Source organism: Rhodococcus sp. KB6 (assembly GCF_001445685.1).
Lineage (GTDB): Bacteria > Actinomycetota > Actinomycetes > Mycobacteriales > Mycobacteriaceae > Rhodococcus_F > Rhodococcus_F qingshengii.
This window is the reverse complement of record NZ_LNAK01000036.1, coordinates 1-26,851: the sequence shown is the minus strand read 5'-3', so window position 1 is coordinate 26,851 and position 26,851 is coordinate 1. Positions and strand designations below refer to the sequence as shown.

Sequence of the window (26,851 nt, the reverse complement as noted above, 5' to 3'; positions counted from 1 at the left end):
GAACCAGCGCGCCAACGCCGGTCCTGATCAGAGCTGATGGAATTTCAGATCATTCCCGGGAAGGTGCGCCCACTCACGCCGCCTCGCCGAGAACCATCCACAGGTTCTGATCATTGCTCCGCGCGCCCCGGGCTCGGTGGCGTATCAGTTCCGTTTCTCCACAACGACTAGACAAGGACAATCACAATCATGGCTATTGCGCCGTTCACAGGATCGGCTTTCAGTCGACGTACGTTTCTCGCCGCCACGGCGGCGGGGGCGGGTGGCCTGGCGTTGACCGCATGCACCACCAGCGGATCGTCCAACCCGAACCCCCCGCCGTTCGACAAGAATGCCATCACGTCCGCTGAGGCAGCGCGCCCGCATACCGGTCGCACCGTGGACTACACGCTCAATCCGCAGGGTGCCGATATCGATCTCGGCGGCATCACGGTGCGCACTCTGGCATACGGCGACAGTGTTCCCGGTCCGTTGATTCGCGCGAATGTCGGTGACGAGTTGGCGATCACCGTCAACAACGGACTCGATCATCAGACATCGGTGCATTGGCACGGCATCGCGCTTCGCAACGACATGGACGGCGCCATGCCGGCAAGCCCGAACATCGAATCGGGGCAGAACTTCACATACCGGTTCTCAGTACCTCATTCGGGAACGTATTGGGCTCACCCGCATGTCGGTCTCGACACCGACTACGGCCTGTATCTCCCCATCGTCGTCGACGACCCCCGCGAGCCCGTCGACTACGACGCCGAATGGATCGTGGTTCTCGACGACTGGACGGATGGAGTCGGCACGAGTCCGCAACAGATCCTCTCCGACCTTCAGTCCGGAAACGGCATGGGTTCGATGGGCGGATCCGGGATGGGCAACATGCCTGGCATGGGTGGAATGAACCACGGGTCGGCCGAAACCACGCTGCCCGCCACCTCGGGTGGCCCTAACTCGGTAGAATCAAGCGCTCTGCTCGGTGGGGACGCGGGTGACGTCAGCTATCCGTACTATCTGATCAACGGGCGGATAGCTTCTGCACCGACAACTTTCTCGGCCGCTCCCGGTCAGCGTGTGCGTATTCGCATCATCAACGCGGGTGCGGATACCGCTTTTCGAGTCGCCCTTGCCGATCACGTGATGTCCGTGACCCATACGGACGGTTTTCCGGTCGTACCGACAGAAGTCGATGCGCTTCTCCTCGGCATGGGTGAGCGCTACGACGTGATCGTCACGGTCAAGGACGGTGTATTCCCGCTCGTCGCCGCGGCCGAGGGTAAGAACGCTCAGGCTCGGACGCTGCTGCGTACAGGCTCGGGCGCTGCGCCCGACGCGTCGTTCCTCCCTCGGGAATTGGCAGGTCGAGTGGGCACGGTCGAGTCGTTCACTGCAGCCGAAAGTGTCGTTCTGCCGCGAAGCGATGGCACCGGTGTCGATCTCGTGGCAGACCTCGGGGGGGACATGATGAGCTACCAATGGACGATCAACGGTCGGAACTACGACCAAACCGAACCTCTGACCGTCAAAGAAGGGGACCGAGCCCGGCTCACGTTCACCAACATGACGATGATGTGGCATCCCATGCATCTGCACGGGCATACGTTCCAAGTGGTCAAAGGTGACGGCGGTGTCGGCCCTCGTAAGGACACAGTCATCGTTCGTCCGATGGAATCTGTCGCTGTCGATCTCATCGCCGACAACCCGGGCGACTGGATGCTCCACTGCCACAACGGATATCACCAGGAGTCGGGTATGATGACCCGCTTGGGCTACATCGTCTGACACGTGGAGACGTCCGAACACACGATCACACCAGCACGGGAGGCGCGACCTGATTGGGCCGGCATCTCATTCGATGCCTCTTCCTACCCCGTTCGGCGAGGTGAGATTGTGGCCGCCCCGGCATCGGGTCAGCGTCCCGGAATCCCCGGCCTCTGCCCTGCCGCTGGACTGGGATCGAAATCCCGCGAACGGCGCAACTGCCCATGGCTCCGGTGTACACCTGGCGACACTCCACGGGCGCTCGAAATTCGACGTTCTCTGCGCGGGCGAATACACGAGGGAGAATCCGACCAAATGTCCGACGGAAGTAGTCGAGGCGCAGCCTTGACTCACCTTCTCCTAACGCGAGTATAGTAGAAACAGGTACCCCCCTGGGGTACCAGACGGGAAGGGAATCATGAGCGGTCAGACCAACTCGCAGCCGAATCTACTCGATAAGACGCAACGCGGCTGTGGATGCAACTCGACGAAGAAATCACCCACGACATCCGCGCCCACCCCTACGGAGGACATCATGTCTGCAACCAACAACACGTTCGCGGTCACCGGCCTCACCTGCGGGCATTGCGTCGGCGCCGTCACGGACGAGCTGCGCGCCCTCCCCGGAGTGAGCGAGGTCGAGATCGATCTCGTCGCCGGAGGAGTCTCCACCGTGACCGTCACAGCTTCAGCGCCACTGACCGAGGAACAAGTAACTGCCGCGCTCGACGAAGCCGGCAACTATCATCTCGCGAACATCTGACCGGGCGCCCACACCGCCAGCGTAGGCAGGTCAGGAGAGGTACATCTGATGAGCACCCTGGACAACACGACCGTCGCTGCCGAGTCCGCACACAGTGTCGAACTGGTCATCGGCGGCATGACCTGCGCCTCCTGCGCCGCGCGAATCGAAAAGAAGCTCAACAAGATCGACGGCGTCACCGCGACAGTGAACTACGCGACCGAAAAGGCGAAGGTCGATTTCACGGGTGCGGTAGCACCTGAAGACTTGATCTCCACCGTCGAGGCAACGGGATACACCGCCACCTTGCCTGCCCCCAAGGGCTCGTCCGGGGAGGTCGGCACTACCGACGGGGTGGACGCCCGAATCCAGGACGAGGCTTCGCAACTGCGGACCCGACTGCTCGTCTCGCTCGCATTGACTGTGCCTGTGGTCGCATTGTCGATGATCCCGCCATTGCAGTTCACGAACTGGCAGTGGCTGGCCTTGACGCTCGCATCTCCCGTCGTCGTCTGGGGCGCACTCCCCTTCCACCGCGCTGCACTGACGAATGCCCGACACGGCGCGGCAACAATGGACACTCTGATCTCGGTGGGGGTGTCGGCGGCCTACCTGTGGTCACTGTGGGCGTTGTTCTTCGGTCATGCCGGAATGGCCGGCATGAAGATGGAGTTCAGCCTGTTCCCACAGCAGGAGGGCGGAGCGGACCACATCTATCTGGAAGTCGCTGCTGCGGTCACCGTCTTCATACTGGCGGGGCGATATTTCGAAGCCCGCGCCAAGAAGCAGTCGGGTGCAGCCCTACGCGCACTGATGGACATGGGAGCCAAAGACGTAGCGGTGTTGAGGGAACACACCGAGATCCGAATTCCCACCGAACAATTGGTGGTCGGTGACATCTTCGTCGTACGCCCCGGCGAAAAGATCGCGACCGACGGCATCGTCACCGACGGCACATCTGCGGTGGACGCCTCCATGCTGACCGGCGAATCCGTGCCAGTCGAAGTGCGCCCTGGCGACGCCGTTGTCGGCGCCACCGTCAACGCTGGAGGGCGACTCCTCGTTCGAGCAACTCGTATCGGCGCCGACACTCAGCTCGCTCAGATGGCACGACTGGTCGAAGATGCACAGAACGGCAAGGCTCAGGTCCAACGTCTCGCCGACCGCATCTCCGGAATCTTCGTCCCGGTCGTCATCGTTCTCTCACTGATGACGTTGGGTGCGTGGCTTTTGACTGGTCACTCGATGGTGACGGCGTTCACCGCCGCCGTTGCCGTGCTGATCATCGCGTGCCCCTGTGCATTGGGGTTGGCAACACCGACGGCGCTGATGGTCGGAACGGGCCGCGGCGCCCAGTTGGGGATTCTCATCAAAGGCCCCCAGGTTCTCGAATCCACCCGTCAGGTCGACACCATCGTGCTCGACAAGACCGGGACCGTCACCACCGGGCGCATGAGTGTCGATTCGACAGTCGGCGCAGATGGCGAGAATATCGACGAATTACTTTTTGTCGCAGGAGCGTTGGAGGACGGCTCCGAACACCCGATCGCGCAGGCCATCACTCTTGCAGCTCGGGCTGACGGCCGGCCGTTGCCGAGAATCGAAGGTTTCTCCAACCACGACGGCCGAGGCGTCTCCGGTGTCGTAGACGGCCGAGCCGTTGCTATAGGTCGGCGAACCTGGTTAGAGCAGGACTGGTCTCTCGTCGCACCCAAGAATCTGGAAGTGGCCGCACACGACGCGGAAGCCGACGGAAAGTCCCCGGTGTGGGTTGCGTGGGACGGTTCGATCCGCGGAATCGTGGTCGTTTCGGACACTGTCAAGGACACCTCGAAAGAGGCCATCACTGCATTCCGAACCTTGGGACTACGTCCCATCCTGTTGACCGGCGATAATGCTCGCGCCGCCGTCGCCGTCGCAAAACAAGTGGGGATCGAAGCCGCCGATGTCATCGCCGAAGTCTTGCCCGCGGACAAAGTAAGCGCCGTCAAAGACCTCCAAAGCCGTGGGTATACAGTCGCTATGGTCGGTGACGGTGTCAACGACGCCGCTGCTCTGGCACAAGCAGACTTAGGTCTGGCCATGGGCACCGGCAGCGATGTCGCCATCGAAGCCTCCGATCTCACCCTTGTCCGAGGCGACCTGCGCTCCGCCGCAGATGCGATCCGTCTGTCGCGCTCGACGTTGAAAACCATCAAAGGGAACCTTTTCTGGGCCTTCGCCTACAACGTGGCGGCGTTGCCTCTGGCGGCGCTGGGGTTGTTGAACCCGCTGATCGCCGGCGCTGCCATGGCTTTCAGCTCCATCTTCGTCGTCACGAACAGTTTGCGCCTACGACGATTCACCAGTCATGCCACAAGCTCCGATCACTGATTTGATCCCGAATTCGACTGCCCCGATGACCTTCCGTCTGCCCTGAACTCTTCGGACGCGATGTGCGGGAGAGGTCCCACTGTCCACCCGCAACGAATCCAAAGGTTTCACTTCACGACGACCACCATCACGGACGAGGGCAGTCGTCGACTGCTTGGGACACCATGGTCCTTCATCGAATCTTCACCAAACATCTAACCAAGGCATATCCGCCACCGGCAGGCTCAGTATTGAGACACACGTGGACCCCACAACATCACGCCCCAGAGGTGCCGACGATCTGCCACAACACGGGAACATGCCACCGAGGTATCCGCACAGTCGCTGCCGCAAGAATGGCGGTCACAACGAGAGGGCGCAGAGATGAATCGAACCACCGTTCTCGAAGTACAAGGATTGCAGTGGGCGACATCGAAAGCCGCAGTCGAATCAACTCTCCTTCGCCGACGTGGCGTCGTCTCTGCTGAGGCCAACGTCCTCAACCAAACTGCCACGGTCACCTACGACCCGGCTGCAACCTCGATACCCGAACTGTCCCAATGGATCCGGGACTGCGGCTATCACTGCGCAGGGCGATCAGTGCCCTCCCACAGCTGCGACCCCCTCTCCGAACCAAACGACAGCACCAGCGCCACGCCCTCTGAATACCACGTTCATTCAGACCACGCCGACACATCAACCGACGCACCGGTCGAACACCCCGGCGAATCTCCTCACGGCGAACACACAGCGCACGAACCACATGCTCAACACTCTGCACAGGACATGATGGGGCACGGAGGCGCCCACGCCGGAATGTCGATGGACGACATGGTCCGGGACATGCGAAATCGCTTTCTCGTCGCTCTCGTTCTGTCCATTCCGATCATGCTGTGGTCCCCGATGGGGCGCGACATGTTCGGATTCACAGTTCCCGCCCCGTTCGGACTCCGCGACGACGTATTCACCCTGATACTGAGCTTGCCAGTGGTGTTCTACTCGGCCTGGATCTTTTTCGACGGCGCTTATCGGGCTCTGAAGGCCCGCACCCTCGACATGATGGTCCTCGTTGCCGTCGCCGTCGGGGCGGGTTGGCTCTACAGCGTCGCCGTCACCTTCACCGGCGGCGGCGAGGTCTTCTACGAGGCCGCGTCGGTGCTGACGGCTTTCGTCCTGCTCGGACATTGGTTCGAGATGCGAGCCAGAGGTGGAGCCAACGACGCGATTCGCACACTGCTCGAACTGACCCCGCCATTGGCAATCGTGTTGAGAGACGGCGAACCCGTCGAAGTTCCCACCGCCGACGTTGTCGTCGGAGACCTGTTACTGATCCGACCAGGCGGCAAAGTCCCTGTCGATGGAACGGTCGAGAGCGGAACTTCCGAAGTCGACGAGTCAATGGTGACCGGGGAAAGCCTTCCCGTATCCAAAGAACCGGGATCCGCAGTCATCGGGGCTTCCATCAACACGACGGGCACACTTCGCGTCCGAGCAACCAAAGTCGGTGCCGACACCGCCCTGTCCCAAATAGTGGCGTTGGTCCAGGAAGCGCAGAACTCGAAAGCGCCGGGGCAACGGTTCGCTGATCGGGCCGCGTTCTGGCTCGTCCTTGTTGCTCTGATCGGCGGCACCGGCACCTTCCTTGTCTGGTGGGCGGCGGGTGCAGGAGTGCAGACCGCGCTTCTGTTCGCAATCACCGTCGTTGTCATCACCTGCCCCGACGCTCTCGGTTTGGCCACGCCCACCGCCATCATGGTCGGCACCGGACTCGGAGCTCAACGAGGAGTGTTGTTCAAAAATGCCACCGCGCTGGAATCCTCGGCGCGCATCGAGACGGTAGTGATGGACAAGACCGGCACCCTCACCAAAGGCGAACCCGAAGTCACCGACGTCGTCGTCGACGGTATCGGCACCGATGAACTCCTTTCCCTTGTGGCCGCGGTCGAACGCGAGTCCGAACACCCCCTCGCCGGCGCGATCGTCCGCTACGCGGCCGAACGCGGCGCCCCGGAAGTTCCACTCACAAATTTCCGTAATGTGCCAGGTCACGGTGCGGCTGCGGAGGTGGACGGTCGTCGAGTGGCGGTAGGCAACCGCAAACTGATGATCGCCGAAAACGTCGACTTCGGCACATTGATGGGCACACGCGACGACCTCGCAGCCAGCGGGCGAACAGCAGTACTCGTCGCCGTCGACGGACACGGCGTCGGGGTGATCGCACTCGCCGACGCTGTCCGAGAGACTTCCGCCGCCGCAGTGGCGGCGCTGCACGACTTGGGCGTCGAAGTCGTCATGCTCAGCGGCGACAACGAAGCCACCGCACAGCGCATCGCGGGCCAGCTCGGTATCGATACCGTCATCGCGGAAGTGCTCCCCGGCGACAAAGCCGCCAAGATCGTCGAGCTGCAAAATGCCGGCAAAAAAGTTGCAATGGTCGGGGACGGAGTCAACGATGCTCCCGCGCTCGCACAAGCGGACCTCGGTATCGCCATCGGCGCAGGTACCGACGTCGCAATCGAAACAGCGGACCTCGTGCTGATGCGGTCGGACCCACTCGACGTACCGGTCGCACTACAAATCGGGCGAGGCACCCTCCGCAAGATGCGACAGAACCTCGGATGGGCCGTCGGGTACAACGTCATCGCCCTCCCCATCGCCGCTGGAGTCTTCGAACCCTCCCTCGGACTTGTACTTCGCCCAGAGATCGCAGCGCTGTCGATGTCCGGGTCCAGCTTCATCGTCGCCGTCAACGCACTACTGCTGAAGCGACTACGACTCCCTTCTCCCCCGGATCAACACCGGCCTTCACCAAGCACTACCCCGAAGACGACCTCACAGAACGCCTCATGACCGGACAACCGATCTCCCAACGAAAGGGTTTCCCCGATATGAAGAAGATCCTCGCAATCAGCGCTGCAGCAACTGCGGCACTATTCGTCCTCACCGCATGTAACAGTTCCAATTCCGATGGAACCACCTCCACACCGATGTCAATGAGTGTCGAGTCCAGTAGCTCGGCGGACGCGAGCACTCATAATCAGGCAGATGTGACATTTGCCGAGCAGATGATCCCGCATCACAGTCAAGCCGTCGAGATGAGCGACATGCTCCTCTCCAAAGACGGTATCGACCCCCGAGTGACAGCGTTGGCTGAACAGATCAAAGCGGCGCAGGGCCCAGAAATCGAGCAGCTGCAGGCCTGGTTGACCAGCTGGGGACAGAGTTCGTCCTCCTCTGGCATGGATATGCCGACCACCTCTCACAACATGGAAGGCATGACACCCTCCAGCAGCATGAACATGCCGATGCCCTCCACCAGTATGAACATGCCCATGCCCTCCGAAAGCATGGGAACGATGCCCGGCATGGAGGGGATGATGTCCGCCGAGGACATGACTGCACTGCAGAATGCGCAGGGAACAGATGCCGCGAAACTGTTCCTCACACAGATGATCGACCATCACCGCGGAGCAGTCGCGATGGCGCAAACTGAAGTTGATTCCGGACAGTATCCAGAAGCGATCTCCATGGCGCAGAACATCATCCGCACGCAAAACGAGGAAATCACCACCATGGAAGACATTCTCGCCACGCTGTGATCACAACTTCAGGCGGTCGTTACCGAGATCTCACTCGGATGTGAGCGCACGCGGCTCGGTGTCTCTGCTCGACGAGGATCCCGGCAGAGGCACCGAGCCTTCTCGGCGACAGGCCAATACCCCTCTGAGGACGCCGAACAGTCTGGAGGCAACCTCATGTGGAGGGATTGGTCATCATCCGCCGATATCTGGAGATCAGCGTGCGCGGGTCACATTCGTCGTTCCTCAAGACGAGGATGGAACGCGAACACAAAGGAACCGACGCCTGAAACCGAGCCGAATCGATTCATTTACATCCTGAAACGGTTCAGGCGCAAACCGTGCCCATCGACCAGCGAGGGACTGATCGGGTACGCGAACGAGAACAGACGACGTGGAGGTCGCAATGCAAGACGTTCGGCGGGGGATGACCGACTCCGAGCTGATCGCGGAGGCGTACCGACTCGAAAGCCAGCCGGCACTGAGCAGGTGCGACCATATCAGATTGACAGTGATACACGATGAACTCGAGTGCCGGCGCAGGTTGCCGGGCAAAAATACTCCCTGACGCGCCCCACAACGACTACCTTTCGGGTAGGGGCCAAGTGTGCACGATTCACGTTTGATCACCTCGTACAGAAAGCAATATCAGAATGGGTTTGCCGGTCCGCTCGGCGGCGCAGTTCCAGCCGTCCAGTGACCGATAGTCGAACGCAAATAGTTGTTTTGCAGCGGGTTTCACTCGAATTGCCCAGCGTGAGCCGCCTCGGGTCGCGCCGGCCCTTTGCAGGCGCGGTGCTCCCCTGAGTTTTATGTTCCGCGTCGCTTTCACCCAGCTCGCTCTCAGTTGAGTCCGGCGTATGAATGGAGGCCGGAGACGACCATATTGATGATGAAGAGATTGAACAGCATTGCGACGAAACCGGCGATGTTGATCCAGGCGGCACGGGTATCGCGCCAACCAGAAGTGGCGCGCGCGTGCAGATACGCGGCGTAGATCACCCAAGCGATGAAGGAGACCGTTTCCTTGGGGTCCCACCCCCAGAACCTACCCCAGGCCGCTTCCGCCCAGATGGCTCCCAGAACCACTCCCGCCCCGAAGAGCGGGAAGGCGAAGATCGTTGTCTTGTAAGCCAATCGATCCAACACGTGCGCCTCGGGTAGGCGCCGCAACCATGTGCCGAGCTTCGAGTCGACACCACGGTCGTCATATCGGACTCTGAGCAGAAACAACATGCTCGATACGCCCGAGATCAGGAACACCCCACTACCGATCGAGACGATCGAGACGTGGATCGGAAGCCAATACGATTGTAGGGCAGGAACGACGGGGGCGGCATTCGCGTACAGGACAGTTCCTGCCACGAACATGAGAACGAGGATCGGTATCAGAGCGAAGACCCACAGTGTTCGCAGATCAGGTCGCCGTAACAGCAGCAGTCCGGCGAGTACTGCTGCCGCGCATGTCAAGGTGACGAATTCGTACATGTTGCCCCAGGGCACTCGTTGCGTCGCTACCCCACGGAGGACGAGCGCACCGAGATGGAACACGAATGCGACTACTATCAGAGACAACCCCATGTTGCCGAGCCGATCCGACATCGATCGGGGAGAAGATTCGACGATACGCCCAGGGGCTCTCGCATCGGGTGCGGTCGGTACAGGACCAGCGTTGACGCCCACCCTCGCAGTCGGCGTGAGCGACTGTGTGCGTACCGAGGCGAGTTGCGCGCAGAAGAGAATAAGGGCAAGTAGATATACGAGGAATGCCGTGCCGTAGCTGAGATCGCTGTATCGGGAAAGGGTTTCATTGATCGTCATGTCACTCTTCTCTGCGGGCGGGCTCTTCGGATTGCCAGATGCGTCTGTGCACGATGTCGAATTCTGCGCCCCATCCGGCGTGGTCCGTTCTCGCCAGTCCCCCGAGTTCGATCAGCGATACGGGACCCGGGCCTGATGTTGTCGAGGTGATTCGCACCCAAATTCTGCGACGCTTTATCACCAGTGACGTGATCAGGCCGGTAATCATGGTGACGGCGAAGACTAGTACCCAAATCTGTGCCGGGTCGTGGGAAACTTGAAGATTGGCGAATTCCTTTGCGCCGTCGAATGTCACGCGAGTGCCATCGGGCAAGTTCGACGATTCTCCTGGCCGTAGATTGACGCGCGCTTGCTTGGTGAGGCGGCCCTGGTTGATCATCTCGGTGTTGAGGCTGAAGATTGACTGTGGAATGCCGGTATCGAGACCTGTGTCCCCTTTGTAGATGTCGATGGCGACCGCAGGGTCGCGCATGTCGGGAAAGGCAGACGTGAGAAGGTTACCGTTGAATGCCGCTGTGGGTGCGAACAAACCCTCGACGGCGATCTGATTGGTGCGACGCTCCTCCGCTGATCCGTATGTCCCGCCTGGGGGGTCGAATCGCAGTGCGCCGCTGCTGAGGAAAGTGGTGGCGTCGTCCGGGCGGAATTGCAGTGATTCCGTCCGTGTCTGGCCGTCGGGGAAAGTGACAGTGAATTGGGGCGCGTATCCGTGTCCTGTCAAGTACACGCGTTCGCCGCCAATTCTCAGTGGGGAGTTCACTTTCAGTTGATAGTTGTTCCATTGACCGTCGTCTGTCGCGTCCTGTTGGTAGGAAATGTTGGAGGTGAACATCGAAGCTTGGCCATTGTCTAGATAGTCGGCGGCGAAGTCGTTGACCCTGATACAAAATGGTTCGAGACCGGTTCCGTCCGTCGCATTTCCGGTTTTGAACGAGTCGTAGACGGCGGGTGAGGTGTTGCAGAATCCGGGTCCTCCATCGGCGATGACGATGACGGAGCCCTCATATCCGAACAGCTTTCCGATCGCAATCGTAACCAGCAGTCCGAGGAGGGAGAAGTGAAAGAGGAGGTTGCCGGCTTCTCGGAGATAACCTTTTTCGGCCGAAAGCTCAGTTGTTCCGTCGTCTGTTGTTCGCACCGCGAGCCGCCATCGCGGCAATGCCGCACGGACGCGCTCGACTGCGGCTGTGGAATCTGCAGTCAGTTCCTGCGCGGCGTGGTGGTGCGGCAGGCGGGACAGATTGCGCGGCGCGCGGACCGGCGTGCTGCGGAGGGCTCGGAGGTGCTCTGCCAGGCGCGGGATCAAACACCCGATGAGTGAGACGAACAGCAGAACGTAGATGGCGGTGAACCAGGAGCTGGAAAAAACGTCGAACAGTTCGATCTTGTCCATCCACTGTCCGAGGCTGCCACGTGCTGCAATGTATGTGTTGACTTTGCCCACGTTGAGGTTTCGCTGTGGCAGGAGGGCGCCGGGTACTGCGGCAAGCGCGAGCAGGAACAGTAGCACCAACGCGGTACGCATCGAAGTCAGTTTGCGCCAGGTGTTGCGGACCAGCGCGATTGCTGGGCGGAAGAACGAGCGGTGGTGGGGCGCCTTCGTCTCGTGAGTGTCCTGTTGTGTCATATCGGTAGCACCACGTTGCTGACGAATTCGTCACGAATCCAGGAGACGAACAGTTCCCAGAATCCGGTCAACAATGCCAATCCCACGAGGATCAACATGACACCACCGAAGATTTGGATGCTTCGCGAATGTCGACGAAGCCATCCAACTCCGCGAAGCGCTTTCGATGAGCCGAAGGCGAGTGCGATGAACGGAAGACCCAACCCCAGGCAGTACGCGATGATCAACACGACACCGCGTGCAGCAGTCGCGCCTTGTGTACCGGCGGTGACCGAGAGGACTCCGGCCAGGGTCGGCCCCAGACACGGGGTCCACCCCAGCCCGAAGACGGCTCCCAGCAAGGGGGCACCTGCCAAGCTGGACAGACGGCGCGGTGTCGGACGGGTGTCGCGCTGAAGGGCAGGGACCAGACCGATGAAGGTCATGCCCATGACGACGGTGATCACGCCGCCGATCCTCTGCAGGAGTTCCCGGTTGAGTTGCAAGATCCCCATGACTCCGAAGACAGAGGCAGTGGCGAGGACGAAGACCACCGTGAATCCGGCCACGAACAACACAGCGGCTCCGGTCACCCGCCAGCGGCCAGTCGTGACTGTTGTCGTGTCGCCGTCGGCGACTGCTGGCGTCTGCGCCCCGGATATTCCTGCGAGATATGACAGATATCCCGGAACCAGGGGGATGCAGCAGGGTGAGGCGAAGGAGATCAATCCTGCCAGGGCCGCCGCGAGGAGCGCCACGAACAGTGGACCTGTGGACACTGCATTCTGGAAGGTGGTTCCCAAGTCTTGTGCCAGCACGGTCATTCCGAGGCCACCCGTTCGATCACTGGTGTGAGATCGTCTGCGAGCAGCGCCTTCAGGAAGACGCCGGCGACTCGGTGTTGACGATCGAGAACCAGGGTCGACGGAATCACACTCGTCGGATAGTTCCCGCCCAGCGCGGCCAAGGTGCGCATCGGCGGATCATAGATGGATGGGTAGGTCACCTGGTTGTCGACGACGAAGTCTTGCGCTTTGTCGCGTTGTGGATCTCGGACATTGATACCCAGGAATTGGACGCCCAGATCGCGAGTGGCTTCGTACGAGGTTTCGAGGTCGTCCGCTTCGGCACGGCACGGTGCGCACCACTGCCCCCAGAGGTTGATCACGACGACTTTGCCGACATAGTCGTCGAGTGACACCCGTTGTCCTTCCTCCATCAGGTTCGGACCTGCGAGAGCGCCGATCGTTCCGCGGATTTCTGGTGGGTCGTAGAAGATTTCGGTTTGTCCACCGGGAGACACGAAGTCGAAGCTACCGCCTTGCGCGACAGCGTCTGTGCCGGTGGCACACGACGACGCGGCCAGGACGACGGCCGTTGCAAGCACCAGTCCTCGCAGGATTCGGTGGGAGTGTTTCACACACGGGTGAGGTGATGTGGATTCGGCCGTCACAGATCGTCCTTCTGCCGAGAACAGTCGAGTTCGACTATCGGACTGAACTTTCCGACCGGATGACTGGTTATGGGCACTGCGCAACCCTTCGGTGAACTACGTACTGTAATACTAAGTAGCATAGTAGCTGGGTTGGGATCCGAACTGCACGGAGGACTGAGATGGCGAAAGATTCCCTGTACACAACCGAGTATCGCCGTGAACGTCGCCGTCAGGTGCTCGGATGGATTCTGGTCGGAATCGGGGTGGCGATGGCCCTGCTTCACGTCATCACACACCTCTGCCAACTTCATCTTCTCGCTTCGGCGGGAGGGCAGGACCTGCTCTTGGGTTATCCGATGGCGTTCTTGATCACCGGACTCGGATTCCTCTGCGTGCTGACACGCGCGAGACCATCACGGAACTAGTGCGGCCCTCACCAAGGACGAACCACGTTCCGACTCTGGCGACTCGCTCCTCCAGCAGCCTGACGAACTTGCACCCCTCCCCACGGCCGAGCTGCCGTCCCGCATCCGTCCCCGACTTTCGGGAGCTGGTCAGAAACTACAGGCAGTCCGACAACGATCGGCGAATGCCCGATCGGACGCAGTTCCGGTTCGGTTCAGGGTCTGCTTTTTCGTTCTCCCCCAACGCATTACCGCACCATGCGCGCAACTGCGTCGCGAATTTGCTGGGTATTGCGGAAGACCGGAGGATCGGTAACCCGCTCGACACTGCCGTCGCGTTGCACGACGAAACTCAGGGGCAGAACTGGAGGTGCGACAAGTGTTCCTTGAACCTCGTCGGCGTCGCCGTAGGAGGGGTAGTGCACTCCGAGGTCGGCGAGCAGCGCCAAGGCTGACGATTGACTGTCCTGTACGTTGACACCGACGACCCTCACTGAATCGGGTTCCTCAGCATAAGCCCCCAGAATGGGGATTTCCTCTCGGCAGGGTGCACACCACGACGCCCAGAGATTGATCAATGTCGGTTCGCCGGCGAGGGCGTCTCCTACATCGAATTTTTCCCGGGACCCGAGGCATGAAACATTCACGCCGGACAGTTGTCCCGAGGTGGTCCGTTGCGGATCAGGTAGGGGGCATGGACGCAGTGCCGCCGCGACGGCAAGTGCAGCGAGCGAAGCGCCGTCGGCCGTGGCAGATCCCCCGGCATGAGAGGCAGTGGCAGCGGGCGGTTGCGCAACTTCAGTCGATTCGCGTCCCCGTGGCCACATCGCTGCTATGAGCAGGGCGACGACCGCAAGAGCAAATACCGTCCACCGCCATTGAGTGCGCATCTGATCATCTTTCATCCCTGTCGATACCTGGCGGATACCGACCTTCTCGTCGACTCAAATCCGAAAGCGATGTTTGAAACATGAAGTCTCGGCGTCACGTTGGAGCCTGGTGGGTGCACCTGGCCGTAGTTCAGGAACTGGTGTAGTCCGTAACTTCCACACCCCGAGACGCAAGCCACTGCTTGGGATCTACCTTTTGCCCCGAGGGGTCTGCAATCTCGAAGTGCAGGTGCGGCCCGGTGGATTGACCGCGGTTTCCCACTGTCGCGATCTGTTCGCCCACGCGTACCTGCTGCCCGACGCTGACGAGGGTTTCGTTGATATGGCCGTAGGTGCTGATCGAACCGTCGTCATGTTGGAGCCGAACCCATAACCCGAATCCGGAAGCGGGCCCGGAATCGATGACGGTCCCGTCTGCGACAGCGTAGATCGGAGTCCCGATCTCGTTCGCGATATCGAGACCTGTGTGTGTGGTTCCCCATCGAGGTCCGAAATCTGAAGTGAGAGTGCCTGATACAGGCTTGATCGTGCGCGCCGCCGATCCGGTGGATACAGATCCCGTCGAGATGGGGATCGAGACCGCGGATTCGAGCGCGTCCCGTTGTTCCGCCAGCCATGCACCCTTGGCAAGCTGCTCGACCATCTCGCCGGCACCGGCCGTGGTCGGAGAAATGAGTGCTTGCGGCGGAGCTGCATCCGCAACAGTGTCGGGCGCCGGATCGGGTGTTGCACGAGACTGGTCGGACTCGTCGTGAACCGTGTGTGCATTTGCCAGGGCGGGGCCGGAGATCTGGGTTCCCGCGGCGATCAGCGCTCCTGCCGCGACTGCCATCGTGGCTGCCACGACCGCATTGTCTCCATGGCGCGTAATCGTGCGATGTCTCCCACGAACGGCGACCTGGCAGTTTCCCGACCCGACGGATATTGCAACGAGCTCACTGACGTGCCGGGATGTGGCGCCGGCTTCCTTACGGTGACGGGACAAAACTGCACTCCTCCGGGTTGTCGTACCACGCATGTTTTGCGATGTGGACCACCCGCGTTGAGCAGCGCCTCCATCCGAATGTAACGAAACGATATACGAAACCGCTCTCAATTACTATTCATCTTAGTAGGTGGAGCGGCGCGGGTAACCCGGAAAGTGACGCTCACCAGCAGCGCTCCGAGCGCGAGCAGTGAGATCACGATTTCGGGCACAGGACCGATCCGTGTCGCCAGAGTCATGTCCGAGCGCAGTTGAACATCGCCTACCAGTACGTCGTCGGTGAAGATGCCGCTTTGCTGAAGTACGGCGCCGTGGGACTCGATGATCGCACTGACACCGCTCGTCGCGGCCACAAGCACGGGGCGCCCGTGTTCGACCGCCCGAACCCGTGACATCGCGAGTTGTTGGTACGTCATATCGGTACGCCCAAATGTCGCGTTATTTGTTGGGACGGTGATGACTTGGGCACCGCTTCGCACCGAGTCCCGCACCAGGTCGTCGAATGCGACCTCATAGCATGTGGCCACAGCAGTGGGAGTGCCGTTGAGAGTAACGACACCGTTTCCGTCACCCGGCACAAACTTTCCCGCTCGAGCGGCATACGAGGACAGCGCATTCATCACACCGGGTAGCGGCAGATATTCACCGAACGGGACGAGCTTTCGTTTGACGTGCTGCTCCCCGGGCCCGGAAGCAGGGTCCCATACGATCGCGCTGTTCAAGGTCGTTCCGTCCTCGCGCGTCAGCACCGCACCGACCAAAATGGGCACACCAACCGCTCGCGCAGCATCGGTGATGCGCGTTGCCGCATCACCGTTACGTAACGGGTCGATATCCGAGGCATTCTCCGGCCAGATCACCAACTGCGGCCGAGGGAGCCGTCCCGCGTCGACATCCCTGGCCAATTCCTTTGTTTTGGCGACGTGGTTGTCCAACACCGCGCGGCGTTGGGAGTTGAAATCCAGACCAAGCCGTGGGACGTTTCCTTGAACGAGGGCAACTGTGCTCATCGCCGCAGGTGCGGGCGTAGGACGTGCGGAAAGCAGCATCGCCGACATCAGCGGAACGGTCACAATCGCCATGCATGCGAACATTCGCATCCAGTGCCGACCGCTCAACGCTGTTATCAGCCCCGCAAGTCCACAGCCCAGGAGCGCGACGGCGAAACTCAGGCCGGGGGCTCCAGCTACGCCGGCCAGGGGCAACAGCACACCGTCCGCCTGACCGAATGCCAGACGCCCCCAAGGAAAGCCGCCAAAGGGAAGTCGCGAGCGAACCCCTTCGAGGAGCACCCACACCGAGGCGATCCACACCACCGAACACGGCAGTCGACTCAGCGCCGCCGCCGTCGCCCCGAAGAGCCCGATCGACAATGCTTCGATCGCCGCAAGAACCAGCCACGGGAGCGCTCCGACGTAGACACCTACCCAGGGCAGCAATGGGACGAAGAACGCCAATCCGGCGAGATACCCGTACCCGAAGCCAGCTCTCACCGATCGGCCGCGAAGGACCAGCACCAGAAGAGCCAACCCGACGGGAGCCAGATACCACGCTGAGTACGGAGGGAAACTCAGATACAGCGCTCCACCCGCCGTCACTGCGCCCGCGGCCCGCCCGCTCACCTGCATCCACCCTCGACGAGGTGGTTGCTCTACCGGAGTTCGACGGGGGACGTTTTCGACGAGATCGACCATCGTGATTGATGCCTTTCGTGATGTATCGGAATCCGCATCGCACGCGACATGTACTACTATGCACCATAGTAGTACATGTGGTTTGATTCTCCGGGCGCACCGTACAACGCTCGGCATCCGACAGACCGTGCGTCACCGTCGACCGTTCATCACTGAACTCGGTCGTAAGTTCCTGCACAGCAACGCCATACCGTCAAGAAGACAGTACGGACAAAACCGGTTGCGCATCGGCGTCGTCGGGGTCCTGCCGCAGGGAACAGTCTCGATCCAATCCACCGTCCCGCTCGATATCACGGAGAAAAATGACACGTTGGGCATTGTTCGTCGTCTCCCGCCCCTGGTGGATTCTCGGTGTCATCATGGTGACAGTCGCCGCCAGCGGGATATGGGGCATCGGAGTCTTCCGCGAGATGGGGCAGAGCGGATTCACCGACCCGGGTAGCGATTCCGCCGAGGTCGCGCGTACCGTCGAGGCCAATTTCGGGCCACAAACCCCCGACATCGTCGCGATCTACACCCCCGCGGCAGGTGTTGAACTCACCGACCTCACCAGCGGGGCAACGGAGATGCTCGACAAGTTCACCGCATCGGTACCCACTCATTCGGTGAAGTCGTATTGGTCATCGACCCCACCCGAACAAATCCTTCTGCGTTCGACAGACGGAACCAAAGCCGCCATCGCAATCACCCTCGCCCCAGGACCTCGAGGTCAAGAAGCGAACACCGCAGAGATGCTGCCCCTACTCGAACTCCAGGGAGCGCAAGCGGAATTCGCTGGGGGGTCGATAGTCGGGACGGCCTTCAACCACCGGCTGCAGTCCGACCTCGTCCGGGCGGAATCGATTGCACTGCCCATCACACTTATTCTGTTGATCTTCATCTTCGGTGGGTTGGTCGCTGCAGCGGTTCCCGTCTTGGTCGGGATCTTCGCGATCATCATCTCCCTTGCAGCTCTACGACTTCTGACTCTACTCACCGAAGTGAATTCGTTCGCCCTCAACGTTGCCTCCCTCATCGGGCTCGGACTCGCGATCGACTACGGGCTTTTCATCGTCAGCCGTTTCCGTGAAGAACTCACCGCATCCGGAGGCGACGCTCGCGAAGCGGCACTCCGGACGACCACGACGGCCGGGAGAACGGTCATGTTCTCCGGCTTGCTTCTCGTCTGCGCATTCGCGGGCATGCTGGTTTTTCCTCAAGCCGTGATTCGATCGTTGGGCTTCGGGGCAATCGCCGCGGTCGCCAGTGCCGCGATCTTGTCCGTCGCGGCGGTCCCCGCCGTCCTCGCCGTCCTCGGAAGCCGAATCAACGCGCTCACCTGGCGTAAACACGCCGTGCACTCAGGAGAAGCCCGAGCTCGCCGTTTCTGGGGCACGGTCGTGGCATGGGTCATGAAACGTCCTGTCATCGTCGCAGTCACCATAGGGACGGGCTTGATGCTCATGGCCACGCCCTTGGCCAGCGCCTCACTCGGAGAGGCGACCTTCACCGCCCTCCCCGCAGACGACCCGGCACGCTCGGCTGCACAGACCTTGGTCTCCGAATTTCCCTCCACCGGAGACGGAGCGACCCTTCTCTTCCGAAGCCTGAGCGGAGCCACCCCCGATGCCGGAGCGGTCAACGCAGTCGTATCGGCTGCTGCCCGAATCGACGGAATCGCCCAAGCATTCGTCGTCGCCTCGAGGGACGACACCGTCATTGCCCAAGCGCTTTTCGCGGAGATCCCCTCCGACCAAGCCAGCGCCGTGATTGCGAATCTACGGGCACTACCTGCACCTGCAGATACGGAATATCTGGTCGGGGGAAGCCAAGCAACCTTCGACGACGGAAACTCCGCGATCGAGCGCTGGCTTCCGGTGATGGTGTCCATCATGATCGCCTCGACGCTGGCGCTCTTACTTCTTGCATTCGGCTCGATCGTCCTGCCCCTCAAGGCTGTGGCGATGGCATGCCTGAGTCTGGCCGCAACTTTCGGAGCGTTGACATGGATCTTCCAGTTGGGCAACGGAGCCCAGTGGATTGGCGTCACACCGGCACCCCTCGAAGCGACGTTCGTGGTCCTCATTCTCGCAGTCGTGTTCGGTCTGTCCACCGACTACGAAGTGTTCCTCATGGCACGAATGTCAGAAGCCCACAGCGCAGGAGCAACGACGGAAGAGTCAGTCCGTATCGGTGCGGAGCGCACAGGCAGGGTGATCACCGCGGCGGCGCTCCTGCTGATCGTCGTGACCGGAGCCTTCACATTGTCCGGCCTGTCGATCATGAGGTTCTTGGGTGTCGGAATGATTCTGGCATTGGTTCTCGATGCCACCCTCGTACGGATGCTCCTGGTCCCGGCGTTGGTGAAACTGATGGGAGAAGCCAATTGGTGGGCGCCTCTATGGTTGTCGCGCATCCATTCACAGATCGGCATCGGCGGCTCTTCCACAACCGCGCCACCACCTGCCGACCACATCCACGCCGCAACCCTCAAGTAACAGTCGAGACTTTATGGCAGAATGACGATGTCGGGCCTCATCCGACCCGCCCGGCCGACACCGGACCTCAACAGTCGACGTCGGTGTGCGAATCGCCGAAAACTCCCGCATCACAGGAAGTTCTGCCATATGCCCCAACGACGACGATCAAAATTCTCGCTGGTCCTCGGCTCCGTCGCAGCCCTCGCCGTCGCCAGCCCCTTCATCTCCCATGTCACGACGGACACCTCACCCGAAGTCCGCTCCGCACAGTCTTCGTCGGCCTCCGAATCTGCGGCACAGATAGCCGACGTCGCCCTTACGAGCATTCCGGATCTCTCGATACCCCTCAAAGAGTTCACGGGCATCGACCTCTCAGCCCTGCTCAGGCTGGGATTAAATGTCCTTGCCGCAGCCACCGGCACTGATCTGCCCACCGATGATCCACGTTCGAAACCGAAGGTCGATTCCGAACCGTCACCGAGGCAGGAGATCCCTTCGGAGATGTCGGTCAAGGAGATCACCAGGGAAGAGCCATTTCGGATGGTCGCGTTGACATCGAATGGCCCCACAGCGCCGGCAGCGGCCGTACGAGCGCGCCAATCGGACGGAGGCTGGGGCCCATGGCTTTCGACCGCGCCAGCCGACACATCGCCGGGCCGGCACTTGCAAGGCACGGACCCGGTATTCGTCGGAACCACGAATACCGTTCAACTCCTCGTCCCCTCCATCCAAAATCCGGCCGTGCCGAGTGAGCAACCACGACCACCGCTTCCCGTCGTCCCTCCCCTCGTTACCGCCTACACCCCTGCGGCCCTGACACAACCATTGGTCCGCTCCCCAGCGAAAGAAGGTGATCTCTCCGCCGTACTCATCGAGCCCGGCAGCGGTCCCGCATCTCCCCTGAAATCAGCCGACACCAATGCAAGTCCGGGATTCTCCGTGATCACCCGTGCACAATGGGGAGCCGACGAGTCCCTTCGATGCGAGGCACCCGTCTACGACGAGTTCCTCGGGGGAGCTGTCGTTCACCACACAGCCGGAAGCAACGAATATTCCAAGGAAGAATCCGCCGACATCGTGCGTGGTATTTATGCCTACCACGCACAAACGCTCGGATGGTGCGACATCGGCTACAACGCGCTCGTCGACAAATACGGTCAAATCTTCGAAGGCCGAGCCGGCGGCCTGGACAAGCCCGTCCAGGGAGCACACACCGGCGGATTCAACGAAAACACAGTAGGCGTGGCAATGATGGGCGACTACACGTCAACCCCGCCGACCTCCTCCGAAATCAACACCGTGGGAACCTTTCTGGGGTGGCGACTGAAACTGGCCGGCCTGGATCCACTAGGACGCACGACCATGTACTCGGAAGGAACCGAATTCACGTCCTTCCCCGAAGGGGCCGCCGTCGACATCCCGATCATTTCTGCGCACCGCGACCTCGGCAACACCGCCGATCCCGGCGAACAGGGGTACGCACAAATGGATACCATTCGAACTATTGCGGCCTCATACGGCGACGGTTCCGACCCGACGCCACAGACCGCCACCCCCTCCGACAACTCCAGCCTGAACCCCCCTGTCAGCACAACACATTCGAACCCACAAGAGTCCGCAACCGCGACGAAGTGGGCCGCCTCAGGCGCCCAGGACGGACCCCTGGGAGGTCCGGTCGAAACCGATTCCCCCACCCCAGGCGGCCTCATCCGAACCAATTATCAAAATGGCGCTATCTACGAAATCGCCGGCAACGCCTGGGTAGTCCTCGGCCGAATCTACGAGGCATGGAAAGCCGCAGGCGCGGAGAACAGCATGCTCGGCCTCCCCATCAGCGATGAGTACAACACCGTGAACGGCCCACGCTCCGACTTCGAGGGTGGGTCCCTGCTGTTCGACCCACATACCGGAGCGGTCTCTCGGCTACCGTGACATCGCCGAGAGAGTCAAGGACGCCACGAGTCCTTCTCTCGCAGAAACGGACTCAACTGAACGCCCACCACAAAGAGTGGAGTTGACACTCCCGAGTCCCTCGCAGGATTCGGGAGTGCGACAGACTTCTCGGGGGCTCACTCGGGACATCGCAACTGTCAATGTCGTCCTAGGACCGTTCGGGGACCGCAGTGCCGATCAAGTCCTTCGATACAGGAGGGCGCACTCTGCACGCCCGCTCACCTTTCAGCCGCTGCCGAAACGCGCCCGCCATCAAAGCCAGTGAAATCAGTCCCACGGCCGGTTGTATCGGTGCCCACAGATTCAACGCACCCGTCACACCGACAGTCATGATCACCAATTTGTTGCACACCGGACAGCCGACGGCCAACAGAGCCAGCGCATTACTGCCAATGCTCACACGCGAGGGGGCTGCAGAACTGGATTGCGTGCGCACGTACGTCGCGAGTATCAATCCACTCAATATCGCGGTCGCGATCCACACCGGATAGTTCCACCACAGCACCGGAGTCATCCGCTGGTAGAACGAGGTCGGTACTATCCCGGCGGGGACGCCCACGATGAGCGCTGCAACCACCGCCCCTGCCGACGCCGTGATCCAACGCCAGAGCGACCAATTCGTCATCGCCGATGCCCCCTCGTACAGTGAACTACTAAAAGAGATAGTAGTTCACTGTACGAGGCGACCGGAAACGGCAATCCTTCACATCGACGTGCATCCCACCCGAGGCGGGGTATCACCTGACGTTCAGGTCGCATCACTCGTAGATCTCCACCATATTCAGTGCACCTCTCGTCGGTCTCTCGACCGCCGCACGCGCTGGACACACCCGATGACGAACGTCATTTCATCCCGTCGTCGGGCGCACAATGGGATGAGCTGATCGTTGCACGGTTACACCCCTCACAGACCTTGCACATTCGTGGACTGCGCCGCCCCACGCGAACAGGAGGGCTACCAATGGAGTTCACCATTACGATCGCTACCGGTGCGCCGTCAAACCCGGTCACCCATCCACTTGTGCGGGCCGGTTCGCCCACGACGGCGCTGTTCTGGGCCGAGCCGGTCTCTGCTGGTGTCTCGCTACCGCGCCGCGGATCCAAGTCGGGGTCAGGAAACGCCCCCCGATGACCGGCTCATCCGGTGAGAGCGGGTTCACTGCGACATTCACACATCGCCCGGCACGACTACGCATGTTCTGGATCACTGCTTCTCTCGGAGCCTGTTTTCTCGGCGTCCGGTGGGGGCTCCGTGACGCGCCGTTATTGTGGTTCGCCGCACTGAGAGCCCTGCTCGGTGGAGCAGCCCTGGCTGTTGTTGCCATCACCCAGCGCCGATCACTGCCACGGTCCGCAGCTAGCTGGGGCAGGATCGGGCTCCTCGGGCTTGTCAACGTCAGCCTGGCGTTCTGGGCGATGTTCGCCGGAATCGCCGGGCTCGCAACCGGTACTGCTGCTGTACTCGCGAATGCGCAGCCGCTGCTGATTCTGCTACCTGCTTGGTGGCTGTTCGGCGAGCGTGTGACGGCCCGGACCGGCTTGGCATTGGTGGTCGGGTTCGGAGGGTTGTTGGTGGTGGCGGTCCCGGGCGGCGGCGGCCAGGGTGCGGTGTTGTCGCTGTTGTCCGCCGCCGCGGTCACTACGGGGACACTGATGGTGCGCCAATTGGACGGCGACGTAGTGGTCGCGAGCGCAGCACATTTATTGTTCGGGGGGACGGTCCTGGCGAGCGTGGCATTCGTCATCGAGGGCGTTCCGCGTATCGACTGGACTCCACGGTTCGTGGCAGTTCTGCTTTTTCTCGGGTTGATCGCGACTGCAGCGACCACCTTGGCCTGGTTCGTAGAGACCCGGCGATGCCCTCTGTCCTCGCTCACACCCTGGATGTTTCTTGTCCCCGTCTTCGGCCTGCTCATCGGCATAGCGGCCCTGCGCGAACGACCTGACGGATGGATGGTGACCGGAATTGTCTTGGTTCTGCTCAGTATGCGGGTGGCCCTCACGAAACATGCCACCGCCGGGGCGGGTCCACCGGGCCACTTGTATGTTGCAGACTCAGATTCAGCCGAGCCTGAGGTCGAGGTCCACCGCAAGTCTCCACATCCGCCCCTCGATGATCGATGACCACGATCACCTCTCCCCGCTCCGGTTCTGGTACCGCTACCTCACGTCGACGGTTCGACTACGCCGTCCGTGTGAACAGTCGCCGCCGGTACGACTTCCCCGATGCAACGACAGTCCTCAATCGCCGTTGTCCGAACGAATGATTCCTCTCGCCGGTGGCCGTTCCGATCTTCCGAACGGTAGTTCGTCATCGGTTCCGCAGTTGGACGTGCACCTCGAGGTCCGTACTCCACAGCAGTGCAAGCACCCCGCAGTAGGAATCACGGACCGCATAGTATGCATCCGGTGTCGACAGATCACCCCGGCCGGTACCGATGACCGCACCGGCCGCGAACAGCGCACGATTGGCCAATGATGCTATTTCACAGCCACTTTCGTCCAGATCACCGCTCAGCCGCGCTACCGCGTCCATCACCTGCTCTGGCATCACCCGTGCGGGTGGGACGGCGACCCCTGCGCTGCCGTGCGTCGGATCTTCGATCGCCCCGGCATAGTTGTCGGCCAGTCGTGCTTCCGCAGCGCCGATCGCTGTCCGTAGTGCCCGTGTGTGAAAGCGAAGTCTCCACGGCGATCGAATACGACGTGCGGTGACAGAGGGGAGCTTGCGCAGTGTCGAGGCAGGGCGACGGAGGCCCGCGCCGGCAAACATGAGCGGTAAGAGTTCGCGTAACAACCAATCGGTCAGTGCGGCTGTCGTCTCATCTGTCGCCGGCACAGTCATCACCGAAATTGAGTCCTGCCTCATAGCGACTTCGTACCCTCACTTCTTCCCGAGACACGTGCGACATATATTGCGTACGTGCAGTTTGCGGACGAGACGGCTCACTCGGATCCGGTCCCCGACAGTGTGCTCGTTGTGGGCTGGAACCTTCCGGTGTGAGCTTCGGCGCGCATCCGATCCACCATATGTGGGTAGTGCATCTCGAACGCCGGACGCTCAGAGCGGATGGGGGGAAGCTCGGTGAAGTTGTGACGTGGCGGCGGACAGCTGGTCGCCCACTCGAGGGAATTGCCATAACCCCACGGATCGTCGACGGTGACGACCTCACCAAATCTGTAGCTTCTGAAGACGTTCCAGATGAACGGCAAGGTGGATGCACCCAAGACGAAGGATCCTATGGTCGAGATGGAGTTCAGCACCGTAAAACCGTCCGAGGGTAGGTAATCCGCGTAGCGGCGCGGCATCCCCTCTGCGCCGAGCCAGTGCTGCACGAGGAAGGTCATGTGGAATCCGACGAACGTCGTCCAGAAATGCCATTTACCCAGCCGCTCGTCCATCATGCGGCCAGTCATCTTGGGGAACCAGAAGTAGATACCCGCGTAGGTGGCGAACACAACCGTGCCGAAGACCACGTAGTGAAAATGTGCCACGACGAAGTAACTGTCGGTGACCTGAAAATCGAGCGGTGGACTGGCCAGCAGCACCCCCGAAAGACCACCGAAGAGGAAGGTGATCAGGAAACCGATCGAGAACAGCATCGGCGACTCGAAAGTCAATTGTCCCTTCCACATTGTCCCGATCCAATTGAATATTTTCACCCCCGTGGGGACCGCGATGAGGAACGTCATGAAGGAGAAGAAGGGGAGAAGGACCGCCCCGGTCGCGTACATGTGGTGAGCCCAGACAGCGATCGACAAGGCGGCGATAGCAAGCGTTGCGTAGACCAGTCCTGTGTAGCCGAATATCGGTTTGCGGCTGAAGACCGGAAATATTTCCGACACGATGCCGAAGAAGGGCAGCGCGATGATGTACACCTCGGGGTGTCCGAAGAACCAGAAAAGGTTCTGCCACAGCAAGACTCCTCCGTTTGCTGGATCGAACAAATGCCCACCCAATTGACGGTCGACCAGGAGGCCGGCCAACGCTGCAGTGAGCAAGGGAAACGCTACGAGGATCAGGATGGACGTGATGAAGATGTTCCAAGTGAAGATCGGCATGCGGAACATCGTCATTCCCGGCGCGCGAAGGCAAATGACCGTCGTGATCATGTTGACACCGCCGAGAATGGTCCCCAATCCCGACAGCGCCAACCCCACGATCCACATGTCCGCGCCCACACCCGGCGAACTGACAGCCGAACTCAGAGGTGTGTACGCAGTCCATCCGAAGTCGGCTGCACCTCCCGGGGTGACGAAGCCAGCCGTCGTGATAATCGCTCCGAACAAGTACAACCAGTAGCTGAAGGCGTTCAACCGCGGAAATGCGACGTCGGGCGCGCCGATCTGCAGTGGGAGAACGAAATTGGCGAAGCCGAACACGACCGGCGTCGCATAGAGCAGCAACATGATCGTGCCGTGCATGGTGAACAGTTGGTTGTACTGCTCGTTCGACAGGAACTGCATCCCCGGTATTGCGAGCTCGCTGCGCATCATCAGTGCCATCAACCCGCCGATAAGGAAGAAGGCAAACGAGGTGAACAGGTACATCACTCCGAGCGTCTTGGGGTCGGTCGTGGTGATCATTTTGACGATGAACGACCCCTTGGCTCCCTTCGGAGGGTAAGGCCGCGCGACCACCGGCGTGGGTGCGAGGACGATCATGAGTTGCCTGCTTCCTGTCGAGTCGTTCGCAAAGACACATGGCGAGCATAAACCAACTACTATGTTGCATAGTAGTTGGGGGTCGGGGCTACCACAGATTCCGCCACAGCCCTTTGGCTGCAACATTTCCCATCGTTGATGTTCACGACGGCGGCGACTACAAATGTGATGCAGGTGCGATCGTGGAAGGGCGGAACACGAATTCGGCCATCACCACGCCGTCGTATCTCCGGGCCGAGTGGGCAGGATTTTGTGTGCTTGACGAGGAAAGCGCTCGTCCACACCGAAGGCCGCTCGTTCGACGTGAGCAGCTAGGCTCCTACGCGCCGGGCGGCAGCAGTTCTCGGCCCTCCGCCTTCCACGCTTTCATACCTCCGCCGAGTTCGACTATCTCCGTTGTCAATGGCCACGAAGTTCTCCCCGTAGGCGGCCAGTAGTTCTCCCCGCTGGTGGCCACGGGTTCTCCCCGGTGGCGGCCAGTTGTTTTTCCCCACCCGCTTTCTGATTTGGGTTAG

Annotated in this window: 20 protein-coding genes; 9 read left to right on the top strand and 11 right to left on the bottom strand. The window is 60.9% G+C overall.

All coding sequences use genetic code 11. The annotated features are described in order from the left end of the window. The first annotated feature begins 189 nt into the window (after positions 1–189). The 5 genes from ASU23_RS06915 to ASU23_RS06895 all read left to right on the top strand — a co-directional run bounded on the left by ASU23_RS06915 (position 190) and on the right by ASU23_RS06895 (position 8,445). The gene (locus ASU23_RS06915) at positions 190–1,773 is read left to right on the top strand and encodes a multicopper oxidase family protein (protein WP_030537787.1); all 1,584 of its coding nucleotides are present in this window, start codon (positions 190–192) and stop codon (positions 1,771–1,773) included. A 514-nt stretch (positions 1,774–2,287) separates the two neighbouring features. Beyond that, positions 2,288–2,515 (top strand): heavy-metal-associated domain-containing protein, encoded by a 228-nt coding sequence (locus ASU23_RS06910; RefSeq protein ID WP_030537788.1) that lies wholly within the window; start codon positions 2,288–2,290, stop codon positions 2,513–2,515. A gap of 48 nt (positions 2,516–2,563) precedes the next feature. Continuing rightward, positions 2,564–4,867, top strand: coding sequence for a cation-translocating P-type ATPase (locus ASU23_RS06905; protein WP_047270630.1), 2,304 nt, complete (start codon positions 2,564–2,566; stop codon positions 4,865–4,867). A 363-nt stretch (positions 4,868–5,230) separates the two neighbouring features. After that, positions 5,231–7,696, top strand: a complete 2,466-nt coding sequence (locus tag ASU23_RS06900) for a cation-translocating P-type ATPase (RefSeq protein WP_019747368.1) — start codon at positions 5,231–5,233, stop codon at positions 7,694–7,696. 38 nt (positions 7,697–7,734) lie between these two features. Continuing rightward, on the top strand, positions 7,735–8,445 hold the full coding sequence (locus ASU23_RS06895; protein ID WP_029537721.1) for a DUF305 domain-containing protein: 711 nt from the start codon (positions 7,735–7,737) through the stop codon (positions 8,443–8,445). Positions 8,446–9,267: 822 nt separating this feature from the next. On the opposite strand, the gene ccsB is transcribed toward ASU23_RS06895, so the two are convergent. Genes ccsB through ASU23_RS06875 form a run of 4 tightly spaced genes read right to left on the bottom strand, consistent with a single transcriptional unit; the run spans position 9,268 to position 13,241 of the window. Then, a complete protein-coding gene (gene ccsB / locus ASU23_RS06890) occupies positions 9,268–10,245 on the bottom strand; it encodes a c-type cytochrome biogenesis protein CcsB (RefSeq protein WP_019747365.1) in 978 nt (325 codons plus the stop codon). A 1-nt stretch (position 10,246) separates the two neighbouring features. Continuing rightward, positions 10,247–11,872, bottom strand: a complete 1,626-nt coding sequence (locus ASU23_RS06885; protein WP_054186706.1) for a cytochrome c biogenesis protein ResB — start codon at positions 11,870–11,872, stop codon at positions 10,247–10,249. After that, complete coding sequence (locus tag ASU23_RS06880) at positions 11,869–12,675, bottom strand: cytochrome c biogenesis CcdA family protein (protein WP_019747361.1); 807 nt, start codon at positions 12,673–12,675, stop codon at positions 11,869–11,871. Before ASU23_RS06880 ends, ASU23_RS06885 begins: the two co-directional genes overlap by 4 nt. Continuing rightward, the gene (locus ASU23_RS06875; protein ID WP_100199289.1) at positions 12,672–13,241 is read right to left on the bottom strand and encodes a TlpA disulfide reductase family protein; all 570 of its coding nucleotides are present in this window, start codon (positions 13,239–13,241) and stop codon (positions 12,672–12,674) included. The genes ASU23_RS06880 and ASU23_RS06875 overlap by 4 nt, the downstream gene beginning before the upstream one ends. Positions 13,242–13,465: 224 nt before the next feature. On the opposite strand from ASU23_RS06875, the gene ASU23_RS06870 reads away from it, so the two are divergent. Then, positions 13,466–13,711: a hypothetical protein gene (locus ASU23_RS06870; protein WP_054186707.1), complete on the top strand. Its 246-nt coding sequence runs from the start codon at positions 13,466–13,468 to the stop codon at positions 13,709–13,711. 227 nt (positions 13,712–13,938) lie between these two features. Here the strand turns inward: ASU23_RS06870 and ASU23_RS06865 are convergent, their stop codons facing one another. From ASU23_RS06865 to lnt, 3 genes are all read right to left on the bottom strand, one after another. Then, positions 13,939–14,580, bottom strand: a complete 642-nt coding sequence (locus tag ASU23_RS06865; RefSeq protein ID WP_029537714.1) for a TlpA disulfide reductase family protein — start codon at positions 14,578–14,580, stop codon at positions 13,939–13,941. 130 nt (positions 14,581–14,710) lie between these two features. Then, positions 14,711–15,424: a M23 family metallopeptidase gene (locus tag ASU23_RS06860; protein ID WP_019747357.1), complete on the bottom strand. Its 714-nt coding sequence runs from the start codon at positions 15,422–15,424 to the stop codon at positions 14,711–14,713. Positions 15,425–15,672: 248 nt separating this feature from the next. Further along, complete coding sequence (lnt, locus tag ASU23_RS06855) at positions 15,673–17,193, bottom strand: apolipoprotein N-acyltransferase (protein ID WP_054186708.1); 1,521 nt, start codon at positions 17,191–17,193, stop codon at positions 15,673–15,675. Between the two features lie 368 nt (positions 17,194–17,561). Here lnt and ASU23_RS06850 point away from each other — a divergent pair, with 368 nt between their 5' ends. Both ASU23_RS06850 and ASU23_RS06845 read left to right on the top strand, forming a co-directional pair. Further along, positions 17,562–19,736 carry an MMPL family transporter gene (locus ASU23_RS06850; RefSeq protein ID WP_054186709.1) on the top strand — a complete coding sequence of 725 codons (2,175 nt, stop codon included), beginning with the start codon at positions 17,562–17,564 and terminating at the stop codon, positions 19,734–19,736. A 129-nt stretch (positions 19,737–19,865) separates the two neighbouring features. Beyond that, a complete protein-coding gene (locus tag ASU23_RS06845; protein ID WP_054186710.1) occupies positions 19,866–21,650 on the top strand; it encodes an N-acetylmuramoyl-L-alanine amidase in 1,785 nt (594 codons plus the stop codon). Between the two features lie 169 nt (positions 21,651–21,819). Here ASU23_RS06845 and ASU23_RS06840 read toward each other — a convergent pair whose 3' ends face one another. Next, positions 21,820–22,296, bottom strand: coding sequence for a hypothetical protein (locus tag ASU23_RS06840; protein ID WP_054186711.1), 477 nt, complete (start codon positions 22,294–22,296; stop codon positions 21,820–21,822). A gap of 503 nt (positions 22,297–22,799) precedes the next feature. Between ASU23_RS06840 and ASU23_RS06835 the strand changes: the two genes are divergently transcribed. After that, positions 22,800–23,795: a DMT family transporter gene (locus tag ASU23_RS06835; protein WP_082661359.1), complete on the top strand. Its 996-nt coding sequence runs from the start codon at positions 22,800–22,802 to the stop codon at positions 23,793–23,795. Positions 23,796–23,982: 187 nt separating this feature from the next. Here ASU23_RS06835 and ASU23_RS06830 read toward each other — a convergent pair whose 3' ends face one another. The 3 genes from ASU23_RS06830 to ASU23_RS34480 form a co-directional block, all read right to left on the bottom strand. Then, positions 23,983–24,540, bottom strand: a complete 558-nt coding sequence (locus ASU23_RS06830) for a hypothetical protein (RefSeq protein ID WP_147343785.1) — start codon at positions 24,538–24,540, stop codon at positions 23,983–23,985. A 77-nt stretch (positions 24,541–24,617) separates the two neighbouring features. Further along, positions 24,618–26,336 (bottom strand): cytochrome c oxidase subunit I, encoded by a 1,719-nt coding sequence (gene ctaD, locus ASU23_RS06825; protein ID WP_054186713.1) that lies wholly within the window; start codon positions 26,334–26,336, stop codon positions 24,618–24,620. 319 nt (positions 26,337–26,655) lie between these two features. Then, positions 26,656–26,793 (bottom strand): hypothetical protein, encoded by a 138-nt coding sequence (locus tag ASU23_RS34480; protein ID WP_156423113.1) that lies wholly within the window; start codon positions 26,791–26,793, stop codon positions 26,656–26,658. Between the last annotated feature and the right edge of the window lie 58 nt (positions 26,794–26,851).